Below are 14,090 nucleotides of genomic sequence, written 5' to 3'. Positions count from 1 at the left end.
GGGTATGGAGCTACAGAGCTGGCTCCAGTTCGGTGTCCTCCACCAGCAGGCCCTTGGCCTTGAGCACATCGGTCAGCTTGCACAGCTCGATGGTGGTGCCGCCTTCCTTGTAGCGGCGGATGAGCTCGTCTTCGGCGTCGACGCGTGCCTGCGACAGCTTGATGACTTCCTCGATCTCATCCTTGCGGACCACCACCACGCCGTCGGCGTCACCCAGCAGGACATCGCCCGGGTAGACAATCTCGTCGCCGAACACCAGGGGGTGGTTGATGGGGCCAATGGTTTCCTTGACGGTCCCCTTGATACAGACACTGCCGGAGAACACCGGCAGTCCGAGTTCAATAAGGTCCTTGGTGTCGCGGACACCGGAGTCCGTGACCATACCGGCCAGGCCCTTCGCCTTCATGGCGTTGCCCAGCACGTCGCCGAACGTCCCGGCTTCCTGGTACTCACCGGCTGCCACCAGGACAACGTCGCCCTTCCGGGCGTAGTGGATGGCCACCTGAAGCATCAGGTTGTCCCGTGGTGCGCACACCACAGTGACCGCCGGGCCGCAGAAGGACATGCTGCGGTCGATCGGCTTGATCTTTGAACTCAGGGCACCTTTGCGGCCCTGTGCTTCATGCACGGTGGCGGAGGAGAACTTGGAAAGCCGCTGAACGGCATCTTCGGAAGGCCGGTCGAATTTCGTTTTGACGTGGATCATGGGGTGCTCCTGTTGTTGGGAAAGCATGGGCAAAGTAGTGGTTGGGTCAGGCGAGCGCCGTGACGGCCTTTTCGATCGCAGCGATGGATTCCTCGATCACCGGCAGCCCGGTGGCATAGGAAATCCGGAAGTAGGGGCTCAGTCCGTACGCCGAACCCTGGATGACGGCAACAGACGCCGCTTCCAGCAGGTACAGCGTGAAGTCCTCGTCGTTGGCGATCTTCCTGCCATCGGGCGTCGTCTTGCCGACGACCCCCGCGCAGTTGACGTACGCGTAAAAGGCGCCTTCCGGCGTCGCGCACTGCAGGCCCTTGACCGCGTTCAGCCCGGCGACTGCCGCATTGCGCCGTTCGCGGTACACCTCCACGCTTTCACGGACGAATGCCTGGTCTCCGGTGAGTGCCGCGGCGGCAGCTGCCTGGCTGATGGAGGACGGGCAGGAGGACATTTGGGACTGCAGCTTGTTGATGGCAGCCACCAGGGGCGCCGGTCCGCCGGCGTATCCCAGCCGCCATCCGGTCATCGCGTAGGCCTTGGAGACCCCGTTGGTGACCAGCACACGGTCCTTAAGCTCAGGGGCAACGGCCACGAGACTGGTGATGGGCACTTCGCCGAAGTGGATCTCGTCGTAGATCTCATCGGTGAGGACATAGACGGCAGGGTGGTCCTTGAGGACGGCGGCCAGGCCTGCCAGTTCTTCGCGGGAGTACACCGCTCCCGTGGGGTTGGAGGGCGTGTTGAGGATGACCCACTTGGTGCGCTCCGTCAGTGCCCCTGCCAGTGCCTCAGGGGTGAGTTTGAAACCGGTGTCCTCACCACAGGAAACGATGACGGGGGTGCCTTCGTTGGCGAGCACCATGTCCGGGTAGGAGACCCAGTACGGTGCGGGGATGACAACCTCGTCGCCTGCATCGAGTGTGGCCATGAACGCGGTGAAGATGACCTGCTTCCCGCCCCCTCCGATGGTGATCTCGCCCGGCGCGTACTCCTGGCCGGTTTTGCGATGCAGCGTCTGCAGGATGGCCTTTTGCAGTTCGGGCGTCCCGGTCACCGATGTGTACTTGGTTTCACCACGGCCGATGGCTGCGATGGCAGCGTCCTTGATGTGCTGGGGCGTGTCGAAATCCGGCTCGCCGACCGTCAGGTCCAGGATCCGGCGGCCCTCGGCCTTGAGCTCCCGGACACGGGCCGCCGCGGCAACGCTTGGTGAGGATTTGATACGGGTTACGCGTGATGCGGGCACGAATTCAGGCATGGTTTCTTCCAGGCTTCCGGTACGGATGAGGGTGGTTCAATCGAGCCTAGGGAAGGAGCCGCCCTCTTGGATAAGACCTAAAGTGCGTGGACAGATAAGCAGCCCTTATGACGGAGCAGCTAGAACTTTCGCCTATTGCTCCACGCACTTTCGGTATTGCCTCACCTGCCTGCCGGCGGCGTAACCTGCAGGGTGGATAACGGGCCCACTGAAGGCCCCGCAACGCCGTACAGGCAGGCGGGCCGCACCGGGAGAGGTACGCCTGCCGGCAGGAAGCCGCGCGGGCATGAAGTCACCGACGGAGACAAGGAGCAGAGGTGCCTCGCAGAGAGATGCAGGAACGGATACCTCCGCGAACAGCCGGCACCGGGTCCGGCGGGGCCGGCGCAGCAGCGTACCGGTACCGGGGCGTCCCGAAGCCGGACCCCGCCGCGGCCCGTGCCCAGCAAGCGCTGGCCATGCTGGCCCAGCTGCGGACGACCCTCGCACTTCGGTCCAGCAGGGTCCGTGCCCTCACCGCCGAGCTGGGTGACTGCCTTGCCCAGGCCGTGTGCGACGGCGTGAAGGTTGCCGCCGTCGCGAAGGCCGCCGGCCAGCCTGCCGCCAGTATCCGGTCTGCCACGCTGGCACGCGGCGAGCTGTACCCGTCCGGCCAAACCCGAAGCGGGCATCTGCACCTCATTGCGGGATTGGCTTCGGAGCTGGCGGCAGCCGAAGGCGCCCGGAGTGATGCGGAACAACAACGAACGCAGGTACTGGCACTGGCCAGGAAATCCCGGCTCCTTGACGACCACCAACTCGCGGGGGCAAGCGGCCTGAAGTCCGACGAGATCCGCAAAATGACCAGGGGGTTGGCTTGCGTGTAGCCCAGCCGCAATGACCGTCCCGGCGTGGCTTTGCCTCCCCGCTCTGGCGGCGGCTGGCGAGCAAGCGTAGCGTCTTTCGAAGAGGCCGCCGCAAGCACGGTGTCTGCTTTCCGGCGCTTCGGTAAGCCGCGGAGGAGGCCGGAATGGCGGGATGGAATGCGGATACGGCCGCCGGGCCGCTAGGAGCAGGCTCCGTGACGTTGGTCGAGGGCTCATCGTTCTGTATCTCGTCATCCAACGGGGATATCCAGGCCGATCGGCCGCATGGCCTCTTCGTGGCTGACGTCAGGATCCTTGCGATCTGGCGTCTGACTGTGGACGGACAGGCGCTTGAACCGCTCACCGCGGAGACAAAGGAGCCGTTCCGTGCAGCATTTGTTGCAAGGATCCCCCGGTCCGACGGCTACGCGGACAGCCCACTGATCGTGGAACGGCTGCGGGAGGTCGGAGCCGGCCTCCAGGAGCAACTCACCATCTACAACTACTCCCAGGAGGCGGCTGAGTGCCTCGTCGTCCTGGAAGTAGGGGCCGACTTTGCGGACCTCTTCGAGGTGAAGGAGGCTCGGATCCGGCGACGGTGGGAGGAAAGCCGGGAAGCCGACGATGGACTGCTCACCATCCGGGGCAGTTGGCAGGACGTCCGAAAAGGCACCGCTATCCACGTACCGGGTGCCGACATCTCCGGTGACACCGTCCAATATCGGGTGTCGGTCCCCGCTCATGGGCAATGGAGCACCGTACTGACCGTTCTGCCCACGGACGATGGAGGCCACGCACCGGCTTTCGTCCATTCCGGGGGAGACACCCTGTCCCCCCGGGACCGCCGCCGCCGTGAGTGGGTCGCAAAGATCCCCGTACTGCAGGTGGCCAACCGCTCGGTGGAACGGACCCTGCGCCGCAGTTATGACGACCTGGGCGCCCTGAGAATCGAGGACCCCGACCATCCGGAGCGCGTCGTCGTCGCCGCCGGGGCACCCTGGTTCATGACCCTGTTCGGAAGGGATTCCTTGTGGGCCTCGGTGATGGCGATGCCGGTGGACCCCTCGCTCGCCTTGGGTACACTCCAGACCCTCGCGGATCGCCAGGGCACCTTGGTGGATCCCATGACGGAAGAGGAACCGGGCAAGATCCTCCACGAGGTCCGGCTTGATGTCTCCAGCGGCCTGTCCCTGGGCGGCAAGTCGAACTACTACGGCAGCGTGGACTCCACGCCTTTGTTCCTGATGGTGCTCGGCGCCGTCAGCCGTTGGGGATTCGCCGCAGAGACCATCAAGGCCCTGCTGCCCCACGCCGACCGCGCGCTGGACTGGATCGTGAACTACGGCGACAAGGACGGTGACGGCTTCGTTGAGTACCAGCGGCTCAACGACCAAGGGCTGGTCAATCAGGGCTGGAAAGACTCCTGGGACGGCATCAACTTTGCCGACGGCAGCCTGGCCGAGCCGCCCATCGCGCTCTGCGAAGTACAGGCCTACGTTTACGTCGCCTACCTCTCACGGGCGTGGCTGGCGTACGACGCCGGTGACATGGCCTTGGGCGACGACCTCACCGACCGCGCCGCACGGCTGAAGAAGCAGTTCAACGAGCAGTTCTGGATCCCCGAGCGCGGGTACTATGCCATCGCCCTGGACGGCAGGAAACGGCAGGTCGATGCCTGCGCTTCCAACATGGGACACTGCTTGCTCCAAGGCCTGATCGACGAAGACAAAGCCCCGTACGTCGCCGAGCACCTGATGTCACCGGAAATGTTCAGCGGCTGGGGAGTTCGCACCCTGGCCAGCAACATGGGAGCCTACAACCCGGCCAGTTACCACAACGGGTCCGTCTGGCCCCACGACAACGCCATCATCGTCGCCGGGCTCCTCCGGTACGGCTTCATCGCCGAAGCACAGAGAATCGCCACCGGGATGATGGACGCCGCAGAGTTCTCCGACGGCCGCCTCCCGGAACTGTTCTGCGGCTTCAGCCGCGACCACCTCGCCACTCCCGTTCCGTACCCCACCGCCTGCTCACCCCAGGCGTGGGCAGCTACCGCCCCCATCCAGATCGTGTCCAGCCTGATGCGCTACGACCCGGTCGTGTCAGCCGGTGGAGTGTGGCTCGATCCCGTCCTCCCCCGTTCCTTCGGGGACCTGCACATTTCCAACGCCCCGCTTGGCAACGGCCGCATCACCATCGACATCGCGGACTCCCTCCCCTCCGTCACGGGACTACCCCCGGGCATGGGGCTTCATCGCGGCCACCGGCCCTGGATGTCCGAACTGGTCGAGGAAGCGGTCCGACGCCGTGGAAACACCCGCCCCACAGCAAACCCTCCTCGTTAAAGTCCCCGTTCCACGGCGGGCTTCCCGTTATCCAGGGTCTCCGGTTCCTCGACTCCAAGCCATAACAAATCGCTATGTAGGTACATAAAAGAGGACTTTGTGTGACCCACACCGCAAACGTTAACTTGATGTCTGGGGCCGGTCCGCAAAAGCCGTCAACACGACTTGCGAGAGAGCTCACAGCAGGACCAGCCGGATATTCCACTCAAGATCTCTTTCCGAGAGCCCAGGTTTAGCGGCAACCGGTGTTCACCCATCACCCACGGAGACGAAATGACAGAAACCACACTTCCCAGGAAGACCCCGGTCAAGGCCGCAATCGCGGCCTGGATCGGCACGACGTTGGAGTACTACGACTTCGCGGTGTACGGCACCTCGTCGGCGTTGGTTCTGAACGTGCTCTTCTTCTCACCCGAGCTGCCCCAGGGCCTCAGCGTGCTGCTCGCCATGATTACCTTCGCGGTCGGCTACGCGGTACGCCCCCTCGGCTCCCTCATCCTGGGGCCGCTGGGGGATCGTCGCGGCCGCAAGTTCGTCATGATGATCACCCTGTTCGGCATCGGCGGCTGCACCTTCCTGATCGGGTGCCTACCCACGTACGCCCAAATCGGTCCTCTCGCTCCGATCCTGCTCGTGCTGATCCGCGTCATCCAGGGACTGTGCCTTTCCGGCGAGCAGCCCAGTGCCATCACCATGAGCCTGGAGCATGCTTCCGAAGGCCGACGCGGGTTCCTCGCGAGCTTCACCACGTTGGGTTCCTCCTCAGGCACGCTGCTCACCCTGCTGGTCTTCATCCCGATCGCCGCCATGCCCTCGGAGCAGTTGCTGAGCTGGGGTTGGCGGCTGCCGTTCTGGGCCTCCGCCATCGTGGTCGTTGCTGCTTACCTGATCCGCCGCCACGTTCAGGAGCCGCCCGAGTTCGTAAAGGCCCAGGCCGCCAATGTGAACGTTGCCCCGCTCCGGCATCTTCTGCGCTTCCACTGGCGTGCGGTGCTGCGGATCGTCTTCTGCGCCCTCATCGCGGGCACCAGCTACATGATGCAGACCTTCTCGGTGGCATTCGGAACCGCCGGGTACAAGCTGGATAAGCCAACCATGCTCCTGACGACCACAGTCTCGGCAGTGATCGCCCTCGGAATCACGCCCCTGGCGGGATTCCTTGTGGACAAGATCGGCCGCAAAACGATGTTCCTTATCGCAACGGGCGGCGCAGGCATCACTATGGTGCCCTACCTGTGGTCAATCACGACCGGCAACTGGTCGCTGATCTTCCTGTTTGGCATCATCAACTACTCCCTCTTCTACTCAATGGTGAACGCGTCCTGGCCGTCATTCTTCGCGGAGATGTTCCCCGGCCGGCTGCGCGTCTCCGGACTCGCACTGGGCACCCAGATCGGCTTCGCCATCTCGGGCGTCATCGGCCCCGTTCTCTCGACAGCCCTCGCTGGCCCCGACCTGAAAGATTGGGTTGGACCGTCCATGGTCGCCCTTGGGTTCATGGTCCTGGCAGGAATCTCGGCCCTCACCGCTAAGGAAACCAAAAAGTACACCCTTAGGGAGCTCGACGAGGTGCAGCAGAGCGAGCAGGAAACGTCCGTCCTCACGGCCGCGGCCATATCCCCAAGCACAGCTGCCCGCGGCCTCGCTGGCTAGCCGAAAAGCAGAGGTGAGAAATTTTCGCCCCTGAGCTGATGTGAACAAGTGAAGACCTCTTAGTTACGGCACCAACACAGCCAACAACTAAGAGGTCTTCCTGTTCCGCCTGTAATGCCCCCGGGCTGTACTGCCGAAGCGGCCACGCCGCCCTGGTCCAGGCCGCGCTGGCCCTGCGGGACAACCGCGCCACCCGGAATGGGAATTAGTTGCGCCCATCCGGCGTTGTCGATCTGTCCAGAACAATCTGGACACCAGCAGCTGGACAGGAGAACACACCACATGTCAGTTGACTACGACGCTCCGCGGGTGGCTCCCGAGGAGGAGCCGAATGTCGCCCTGGAGGAGCTGAAGTCCGATAAGTCCGGCCGCCGGGAGGCCGGTCCCGATATGGACGAAACGGACCTCGCGGACAGCTTTGAGCTGCCCGGCGCCGATCTCTCCAACGAGGAACTCCTCATCCAGGTGGTTCCGGTGCAGGCCGACGAATTTACGTGCATGTCCTGCTTCCTGGTACACCACCGCAGCCAGTTGGCGCGTGAGAAGGACGGCAAGAAGTACTGCAAGGAATGTGAAGGCTAGCAGGGGGACAATGCCGGCCAGGTTTGGATTTCAACTAATGGAATCCGGGCTCGTGGCCGGGGCGTGGGGCGGCCATGCTGGAAGTCACGCTCCGGCAAGGCCGGCCGACTGGAAAGAAGGAAACCATGTCCCTCAGCGTTGAGGAAATGAACAAGCAGCTCCCGGTGGCCAACGCGCTGCCCGGCGAGGCGGTCCCGTATTACATGGCCTCGGGCGAAGGCGCGCGCTACGAAATCAACGGCCAGCTGGTCACGGTCATCGCCCGCGCTGCCGACACCGGGGGCATCTTCAGCGCTGCCTACATCTCCGGCGGCATGGGTGCCGAATCCCCGTTCGTCAGCCACAAAGTGGAGCACAAGACGCTCTACGTTTTCGACGGGATCCTGCACGTCTGGCTGCCCGGCGAGAGCCGCATCCTCACCCCCGGCGACTCGGTGGTCATTCCGCCGAACACCCCGCACGCCTACCGGATAGCCAGCCACTACACCCGCTTCCTGAACTGGATGACCCCCGGCGGCGGCGAGGCCTACTACGAGCGGGTGGGCACGCCCATCGATTCGCACGTCCCGCCGGTGCGCCCCGGCCACAAGGCCAGCCTGCAGGAGCAGGCAGAGGTGGGCGCCGAGTTTGGCATCACGTTCCCTGACGTTGAGCGCGTGGCGCCGTCGTTCAAGCACGACGCCGGGCTGCCGCCCACGCAGAGCCCATACTTCCTCAGTGCCGGGGAGGGTGAGCGCCTGGTCAGCTACCAGACCATGTTCACCTACCTGTCCCGGCCCGCCAACACCGGTTCCAACTACTTCGCCGTGCACACCAAAGGCGCCAAAACCCCCTACATCCCGCTGCACTTCCACTCCCAGCACACGGAGAACTTCCTCTGCACCGAGGGCCGGATGTGGCTCTACGCCAACGGCCGCGAGATGCTCCTCACCAAGGGCGACTTCGTGCACGCGCCCGCCGGGACCATCCACTCGTTCGCGCTCGACGCGCACAACACGCAGATGGTGGGCTTCCTGACGCCGTCGATGTTTAACGGCTTCTTCGAGTACTTCAACACGCCCACCGAGGACTACATGTACACCGAGGGCGGCGAGCCGTACATGGACATGGAGGGCTTCGGCCGCGCCCAGGCTGAGATGGACCTGACCGTTGTCGGCCCTCCGCCGCAGCGCCGCGCAGCCCTGGACATCCCCTAACCCACATCCAACACAGAAGGCCCGGACTTCCGAGAGGAAATCCGGGCCTTCTGGTCTTTTAAACCCATCGATTGCTCCGTAACTGCCGTTATGGCGCCCCAAAACGGCAGTTACGGAGCAATCGATGGTGGGTGGGGGGAAGGTGGGTGGTGGGTTCGGGGATGGTGAGTGGGGGTGGGTCGGTAGGTCAGGACGTGGCTTGCCGGACGAGTTCGCGGCCGTAGTCGTTGCCGTTCGGGGTGCGGACCACGGTGTGCATGTGGAACGGGGCGGGCTCGTCGTTGCTCAGGAACACGCCGGTGTGGTGGTCCAGTTCCAGCACGACCACAGGGCTCTGGACCCGGACGTAGAACGCTTCCTCCCCTTCCCAGCCGCCGATCCAGCTGAAGAATGTTTCGCCGTAGTGTTCCTGGATCTCCCGGCGGCGGGCGGCACGGGGGCCGTCCGGCAGGTAGGCGATGAAATCCTCCACCACGGCGTCGAGCAGTTCCCGGGTTCCGGGCGGCATGTCGGCCACCCGGATGCCCTCGTACGGGATCACCCGGTTGTCCTGGAAGCAGCCGCCCAGGTGCCGTTCGTCGCCCGGGTGGAGGCGGCCCGCGGGCATGGCCGGGTCCACCATCTCCGCATAAACAACAGCACGGTCCCGCAGGTCCGCAGGCAGGGCGGCCATCAGCTGCCGGGCCAGGGCGATGCGCTCCTTGAACACCTTGACGCCCTGATGTGGGCCGGCGTCGATCATGTCCGGCTCTGCGCCCATGAACACCGGCGAGACCACCAGCTGCGTCCCGGCCACCAGGCAGTTCAGCGCCGCGTGGTGGCCGAACAGCTGCCACCCCCACGGCTCCGTCTCAGACGGCTCCCCATACAGCGCGAAGTTGTAGCTGAACTCGTTCATGAGCAGCGGCAGCTCCACCAGGTCACCCAGGAAGCCGTTGATCCGCATCAGGTTCCGCACCAGTTCAAAGCCGGCCGGGCTCAGCGAAGCCTCCACCACGCCCAGCACCGCATCCCGGACAGGAAGATCCAGCTCGTCCAGCCGCAGCCCGGTGTCGTGCTGCATGAACTCGGGGTTGGCCCAGCTCTGCCACTCCGGCGCGTCCACGGCGTAGCAGAGCTTCCCGGCCTGGTCCGCTGTGAGAGTGCCCAACAGCTTCCGCGCCGCAGCCACCATGTCAGCGGTCGGTGCTTCCTCCCCGGGCCGGGCAGGCGCCAGCGGGTAGAGGCCTTCCCGGCGGACGCCGTCGCTGGTGATGCCCGTGAACGGCTGCGGATAGAGCTTCCGCCAGCCCTCGATCATGGGCCCGGCGAACGCATCGGCCTTGGCGGCCTCGGCGTATTCGCGGGCGTCCAGCCCGCGGATGGCCGCCACGCGGGGGTGGTCCGGGGCAAAGAGGAAATCACGGAATGACGGCGTCGACACGGGCGCTCCTGGTCTCGATGGAAGGTGCAGGTTCTTCAGGACGTGCGGAAGGAAAAGCGGTCGCCCAGCCCGCGGCGGCGGACAGCGCGGCGGCGGCCTCCACCGGGGAGCTGCCGCGCCAGGCCACATGCTGGTCCGGACGGACCAGCAGTGTAGTCGCGCCCCACAGGTCCGCAAGGTGCGTGCCGTCGTCGGAAGGCCCGACCACGGCGACGGTCACCGGGATGCCCTGCCGGGCACCGGCTGTCAGGACCGGCTCGAAAACTTCGGCGGCGTCCACCCCGCCCAGCGATCCGGCGTCGGCCAGCAGTGTGAAGCCCGCGCCAAGGGCGCTGTAAAGGGACCGGGAATCCGCCAGCCAGGCGTGGGGCAGCAGGGCCCCCGGAGCAGCGGACGGGACGTAACGGATGGGGTCCTCGTCGGGGAGGGCCGAACCGTCCGGCACCACCACTGATGAACCGCCGTAGTCGTAGCCCAGCACCAGGCCCAGGGAATCGAACTCGCTCTGCTTCACGGCGAGGACCCGGTGCGCAGCCCCGCGGGCGGCATCTCCCGCAGGGCCGGTCGCAACCAGGTCCGGGTCTGCGAAGTGGTAGGCCAAAGCCTTGCCGTTGGTGGCGGCGTCGCGGATGGTGCGTGCAGCCACCGGCCGGCGCTCTGCCCCGTAGCTGGCGAGGAGTCCGGGGCCGGCCCAGCCGTTGATGGTGGCGGCGAGCTTCCAGGCCAGGTTGGCGGCGTCGCCAATGCAGGTGTTGAATCCGTGGCCGCCCCAGGGCGGGTTGAGGTGCGCGGCGTCCCCCACCAGGAAAACCTTGCCGCGGCTGTATTCGGGAGCCAGCAGCATCCGGGCCGTCCAGGGGTCGGTGGCCACCACCTCGATGTCCATGTCCGAGCCCACCAGGGAGCGGACCATCGCTGCCGCGTCCCCGGCAGTGACCGTCACGGACGGATCCACGCCTTGGACAATAGCCCACCACGTGCCGTCGCGGTCCATGGGTCCCACCATGCCGGAGGTCTCCGAGCCCACCACCCAGTACTGCACCGCAGGATCCAGGGAGACAGCGGACGCCAGCGACTTCGAGCGGAAGAGGATGCTGATGTTGGACAGCTCGGCGGAGCCGCCCTCCAGCCGCAGCCCCAGGCTGCGGCGCACGGCGGAGGACCCGCCGTCGGCCCCGATGACGTACTCCGCGTCGATGGTGCGTTCGGCACCTTCGGGATCCCCAACGACAACGGCGCAGGGTGCCGTGGCGGCCCCGCCATCCGGGACGCTCACGCCAGTGACGGTCCAGCCGGCCAGGAACGTCACCAGCGGGTGGCTTTCGACGGCGGCCCGGAGCACCTCCTCGAGGATGGGCTGCGGTACCTGCTGGCCGCACTCCGGCTGCGGCCCGTACCGGCCGGGAACCAGCTGGAAAGCGTTGCGGAACCGGCGCAGCTCGTACGCGGAAGGCCCGGTGAGGCCGGTGCAGAAGATGACGTCCTGGGCGTACTCCACGGGCAGGGGCGCCGCGTCCCGGAGGACCTCGGCGAGGCCCAGCCGGCGCAGGTGGGTCATGGTGCGGGCGTTGGTGGTCTTGGCACGCGGCCGGGTGTGGTCCAGCGCTTTCCGCGGTTCGATGACGGTGCTGGGCACACCGCGGGAGGCGAGGTCCAGGGCCAGGAAGAGTCCGCTCGGGCCGCCGCCGGCGATCAGGACCTGAGCCTCCGCCGGTAGGTCCGCCGCGGTAGGGAAGGCGTTCATCAGGCACGGCTCCGGAGGGAGATGTCGCCCACCGGCGTGGTCAGGGTGCCGAGCTTCTCGATCTCCACTTCGACGGTGTCGCCGGGCTGCAGGAGCCATTGCGGGGTGCGGGCGTAGCCCACGCCTTCGGGGGTGCCGGTGGCGATGACGTCGCCCGGGTGCAGGGTGAAGGTTTCGCTGATGAGCGAGATGATGGCCGGCACGGAGAAAATCATGTCCCGGGTGTTGCCGTTCTGGACTTCGATCCCGTTGACGCGGGTGCGGACCTGGAGCCCGTCGCGCAGGTCGCCCACCTCGTCGCGGCTCACCACGGGACCCAGGGGGCCGCTGAAATCGCCGTTCTTTCCCAGGGTCCACTGCGAAGTGAGCTTCTGGGCCCTGCGGGAGGTGATGTCGTTGAACGTGGAGTAGCCAAAGACGGCATCCGCGGCGGTGTCCTCGTCGGCGGACTCCACGCGGCGGCCGATGTAGGCGGCCACTTCGCCTTCCCAGTCCAGCCCTGCCTCGCCCGCCGGGACCGGGACCGGGACGTTGCCCACGGACAGGGAGGCTGTCCACCGGGCGAACAGGGTGGGGTACGGCGGGAGTTCCTGGTCCTTGAAGCTGCCCTCGGCCACGTGCGCCTTGTAGTTCAGCCCCACGCAAATCACCCGCGCGGAGGCGGGGACCAGCGGCACCTCGGTGACGCTGCCGCGCTTGAGCCAGCCCTCGCCGTCGGACGCTTCAGCGTGTGCCGCGCCGGCAACCAGGGCTGCTGCCTTGTCCTGCCAGCCCTCGGCGTCGGCCCAGAAATCGTCGGCCGGCGTGAGCGGGAGGACCCGGGAGCCGGCGAGCGCCGCTGCCCAGGGTCCGCCGTGGTGGGTGATGCCGATGAACTGCATGGGAGGCCTTTCGGTCTGGTCCGGGGTGCGCGTATTGCCCCGGCATGGTGGTGGGAAATCAGTGCTGTTCCGACTGGCGGCAGAGGAAATCGATGGTGGCGGCAATGGCCTGCTCCGCGGCGCCGCTGTTGCCGTCCGGGCTGGCCCACATGTGGTCCGCGCCCTCCAGCAGGAGGAGTTCGACGGCGCTGCCCGCGCCTTCCAGCGCCCCGGCCAGGGAGGTGGACTGCGCCACCGGGACGAAGCGGTCCGCCGTTCCATGGATAAGGAGGAAAGGCGGGGCGCCCGCGTGGACGTAGCTGAGGGGGCTTGCGGCCCTCGCTTTGTCCGGGTCGTCGGCCGGCTGCGCGCCGATCAGCAGTGCTTCGCGGGATCCGGGATCATCCGCCCGGGCCACGGCGTCCGGCCGCGCCTGTGCGCCCATCCTGAGCAGGTCCGTGGGCGGGTACCAGGCCACGACGCCGGCAACGGAGTCGTCGTCCGGCGCGTCGTTTCCTGCACGGACCGGGAAATCCGCGGTCAGGCCCAGGAGGCTGGCCAGGTGGCCGCCGGCCGAGTCGCCCCAGGCGTAGATGCGGTGCGGGTCCACGCCGTATTCGGCCGCGTGGGTGCGGAGCCAGCGGACAGCTGCCTTGGCGTCCAGCAGCTGGGCCGGGAACGTGGCAACCGTGCTGAGCCGATAGTCCGCCGAGGCCACTACGAACCCGGCATCTGCCAACTGCTCGATGGGGCTGAGTCCGAAACCGTCAACAGCGGGGCCCAGCGAAGACCGCTCCCCGGTCCGCCAGCCGCCGCCGTGGAAGTGGACCACCGCCGGCCGGCCGCCCTGGCGCGTTCCTCCCGCGGGAAGGTAGAGGTCCAGCAGCAGCGGCTCCGCGTTCTGTGGCCGGGCGAACTCGATCCCCTTGAGGATCCGCCGTCCCGTCATCGTTGACTCCATGTGTAGCGCGCCGTTCTTTCCCGTACTGGTCTGTGCGCGGCCCCTGATGCGGTCCGCCTTCATGGACTCAAGCCTGTGCCATGGGCGTGTCAGCACGCGCCGTCAGTTTCACTGAATGAAACTGGTTCGCTCCGCAGCGGATCCCGCCAAGGGGATGCCTGCGAGGGGGTTGAACCTGAGGCGGCGTCAGGTCCTACGGTGGGCGGTATGGAGCAACCGGAAGAACCCCCGCTGGAGCATCGGCGAGCTGGCCTCGGCCATGCCCTGCAGCTGCAACAGCTCCAGCACACCATCCGCGAGCTGCTGGCACGCCTCGGCGGACACGGACACGGGCACGCCGAGCCGGCCTATTTCATGACTGTTTTGGAAAGGATGACCATGTTCGAGAACTACTTCGCCGGGGACCAGCGCCGGGAGCTTGAGGAGCAGCGTGCCCGGCTGGGGAAGGAGGCAACGGACGATTCACGAAGTTGAGCCGGGCCCTGCCGTGGACCGCAGAGCAACTGCAGGCCCTGGTGGC

General features: G+C 66.3%; 12 protein-coding genes. 6 read left to right on the top strand and 6 right to left on the bottom strand.

The window, feature by feature from the left end:
- Positions 1-10 precede the first annotated feature (10 nt).
- Positions 11-706 carry a 4-carboxy-4-hydroxy-2-oxoadipate aldolase/oxaloacetate decarboxylase gene (locus AC1DIP_RS10915; RefSeq protein ID WP_477733738.1) on the bottom strand — a complete coding sequence of 232 codons (696 nt, stop codon included), beginning with the start codon at positions 704-706 and terminating at the stop codon, positions 11-13.
- A gap of 46 nt (positions 707-752) precedes the next feature.
- Positions 753-1,961 (bottom strand): aspartate transaminase, encoded by a 1,209-nt coding sequence (locus AC1DIP_RS10910; RefSeq protein WP_476208735.1) that lies wholly within the window; start codon positions 1,959-1,961, stop codon positions 753-755.
- Positions 1,962-2,278: 317 nt separating this feature from the next.
- On the opposite strand from AC1DIP_RS10910, the gene AC1DIP_RS10905 reads away from it, so the two are divergent.
- The 5 genes from AC1DIP_RS10905 to AC1DIP_RS10885 all read left to right on the top strand — a co-directional run bounded on the left by AC1DIP_RS10905 (position 2,279) and on the right by AC1DIP_RS10885 (position 8,582).
- Positions 2,279-2,827, top strand: coding sequence for a hypothetical protein (locus AC1DIP_RS10905; RefSeq protein ID WP_477733737.1), 549 nt, complete (start codon positions 2,279-2,281; stop codon positions 2,825-2,827).
- A gap of 143 nt (positions 2,828-2,970) precedes the next feature.
- Positions 2,971-5,151, top strand: coding sequence for a glycogen debranching N-terminal domain-containing protein (locus tag AC1DIP_RS10900; RefSeq protein WP_476208732.1), 2,181 nt, complete (start codon positions 2,971-2,973; stop codon positions 5,149-5,151).
- Positions 5,152-5,424: 273 nt separating this feature from the next.
- The gene (locus AC1DIP_RS10895; protein WP_477733736.1) at positions 5,425-6,804 is read left to right on the top strand and encodes an MFS transporter; all 1,380 of its coding nucleotides are present in this window, start codon (positions 5,425-5,427) and stop codon (positions 6,802-6,804) included.
- Positions 6,805-7,086: 282 nt separating this feature from the next.
- A complete protein-coding gene (locus AC1DIP_RS10890) occupies positions 7,087-7,386 on the top strand; it encodes a DUF4193 family protein (RefSeq protein WP_476208729.1) in 300 nt (99 codons plus the stop codon).
- 125 nt (positions 7,387-7,511) lie between these two features.
- On the top strand, positions 7,512-8,582 hold the full coding sequence (locus tag AC1DIP_RS10885) for a quercetin 2,3-dioxygenase (RefSeq protein WP_477733735.1): 1,071 nt from the start codon (positions 7,512-7,514) through the stop codon (positions 8,580-8,582).
- A 187-nt stretch (positions 8,583-8,769) separates the two neighbouring features.
- On the opposite strand, the gene AC1DIP_RS10880 is transcribed toward AC1DIP_RS10885, so the two are convergent.
- From AC1DIP_RS10880 to AC1DIP_RS10865, 4 genes are read right to left on the bottom strand one after another with little or no spacing between them, the layout of a single operon-like run.
- Positions 8,770-10,005, bottom strand: a complete 1,236-nt coding sequence (locus tag AC1DIP_RS10880; protein WP_476208725.1) for a DUF3500 domain-containing protein — start codon at positions 10,003-10,005, stop codon at positions 8,770-8,772.
- Entirely contained in the window at positions 9,983-11,749 is a 1,767-nt protein-coding gene (locus AC1DIP_RS10875; protein ID WP_476208723.1) for an FAD-dependent monooxygenase, read from the bottom strand. The genes AC1DIP_RS10880 and AC1DIP_RS10875 overlap by 23 nt, the downstream gene beginning before the upstream one ends.
- The gene (locus tag AC1DIP_RS10870) at positions 11,749-12,630 is read right to left on the bottom strand and encodes a fumarylacetoacetate hydrolase family protein (RefSeq protein ID WP_476208721.1); all 882 of its coding nucleotides are present in this window, start codon (positions 12,628-12,630) and stop codon (positions 11,749-11,751) included. Before AC1DIP_RS10870 ends, AC1DIP_RS10875 begins: the two co-directional genes overlap by 1 nt.
- 58 nt (positions 12,631-12,688) lie before the next feature.
- Complete coding sequence (locus tag AC1DIP_RS10865; RefSeq protein ID WP_477733734.1) at positions 12,689-13,558, bottom strand: alpha/beta hydrolase fold domain-containing protein; 870 nt, start codon at positions 13,556-13,558, stop codon at positions 12,689-12,691.
- 219 nt (positions 13,559-13,777) lie between these two features.
- On the opposite strand from AC1DIP_RS10865, the gene AC1DIP_RS10860 reads away from it, so the two are divergent.
- On the top strand, positions 13,778-14,044 hold the full coding sequence (locus tag AC1DIP_RS10860; protein ID WP_477733733.1) for a hypothetical protein: 267 nt from the start codon (positions 13,778-13,780) through the stop codon (positions 14,042-14,044).
- The last annotated feature ends 46 nt before the right edge of the window (positions 14,045-14,090 follow it).

The sequence above is a fragment of the Pseudarthrobacter sp. 05T312 genome, from assembly GCF_056396685.1.
The sequence above is the reverse complement of the archived record's forward strand: the minus strand, read 5'-3'. Positions and strand labels throughout refer to the sequence as shown.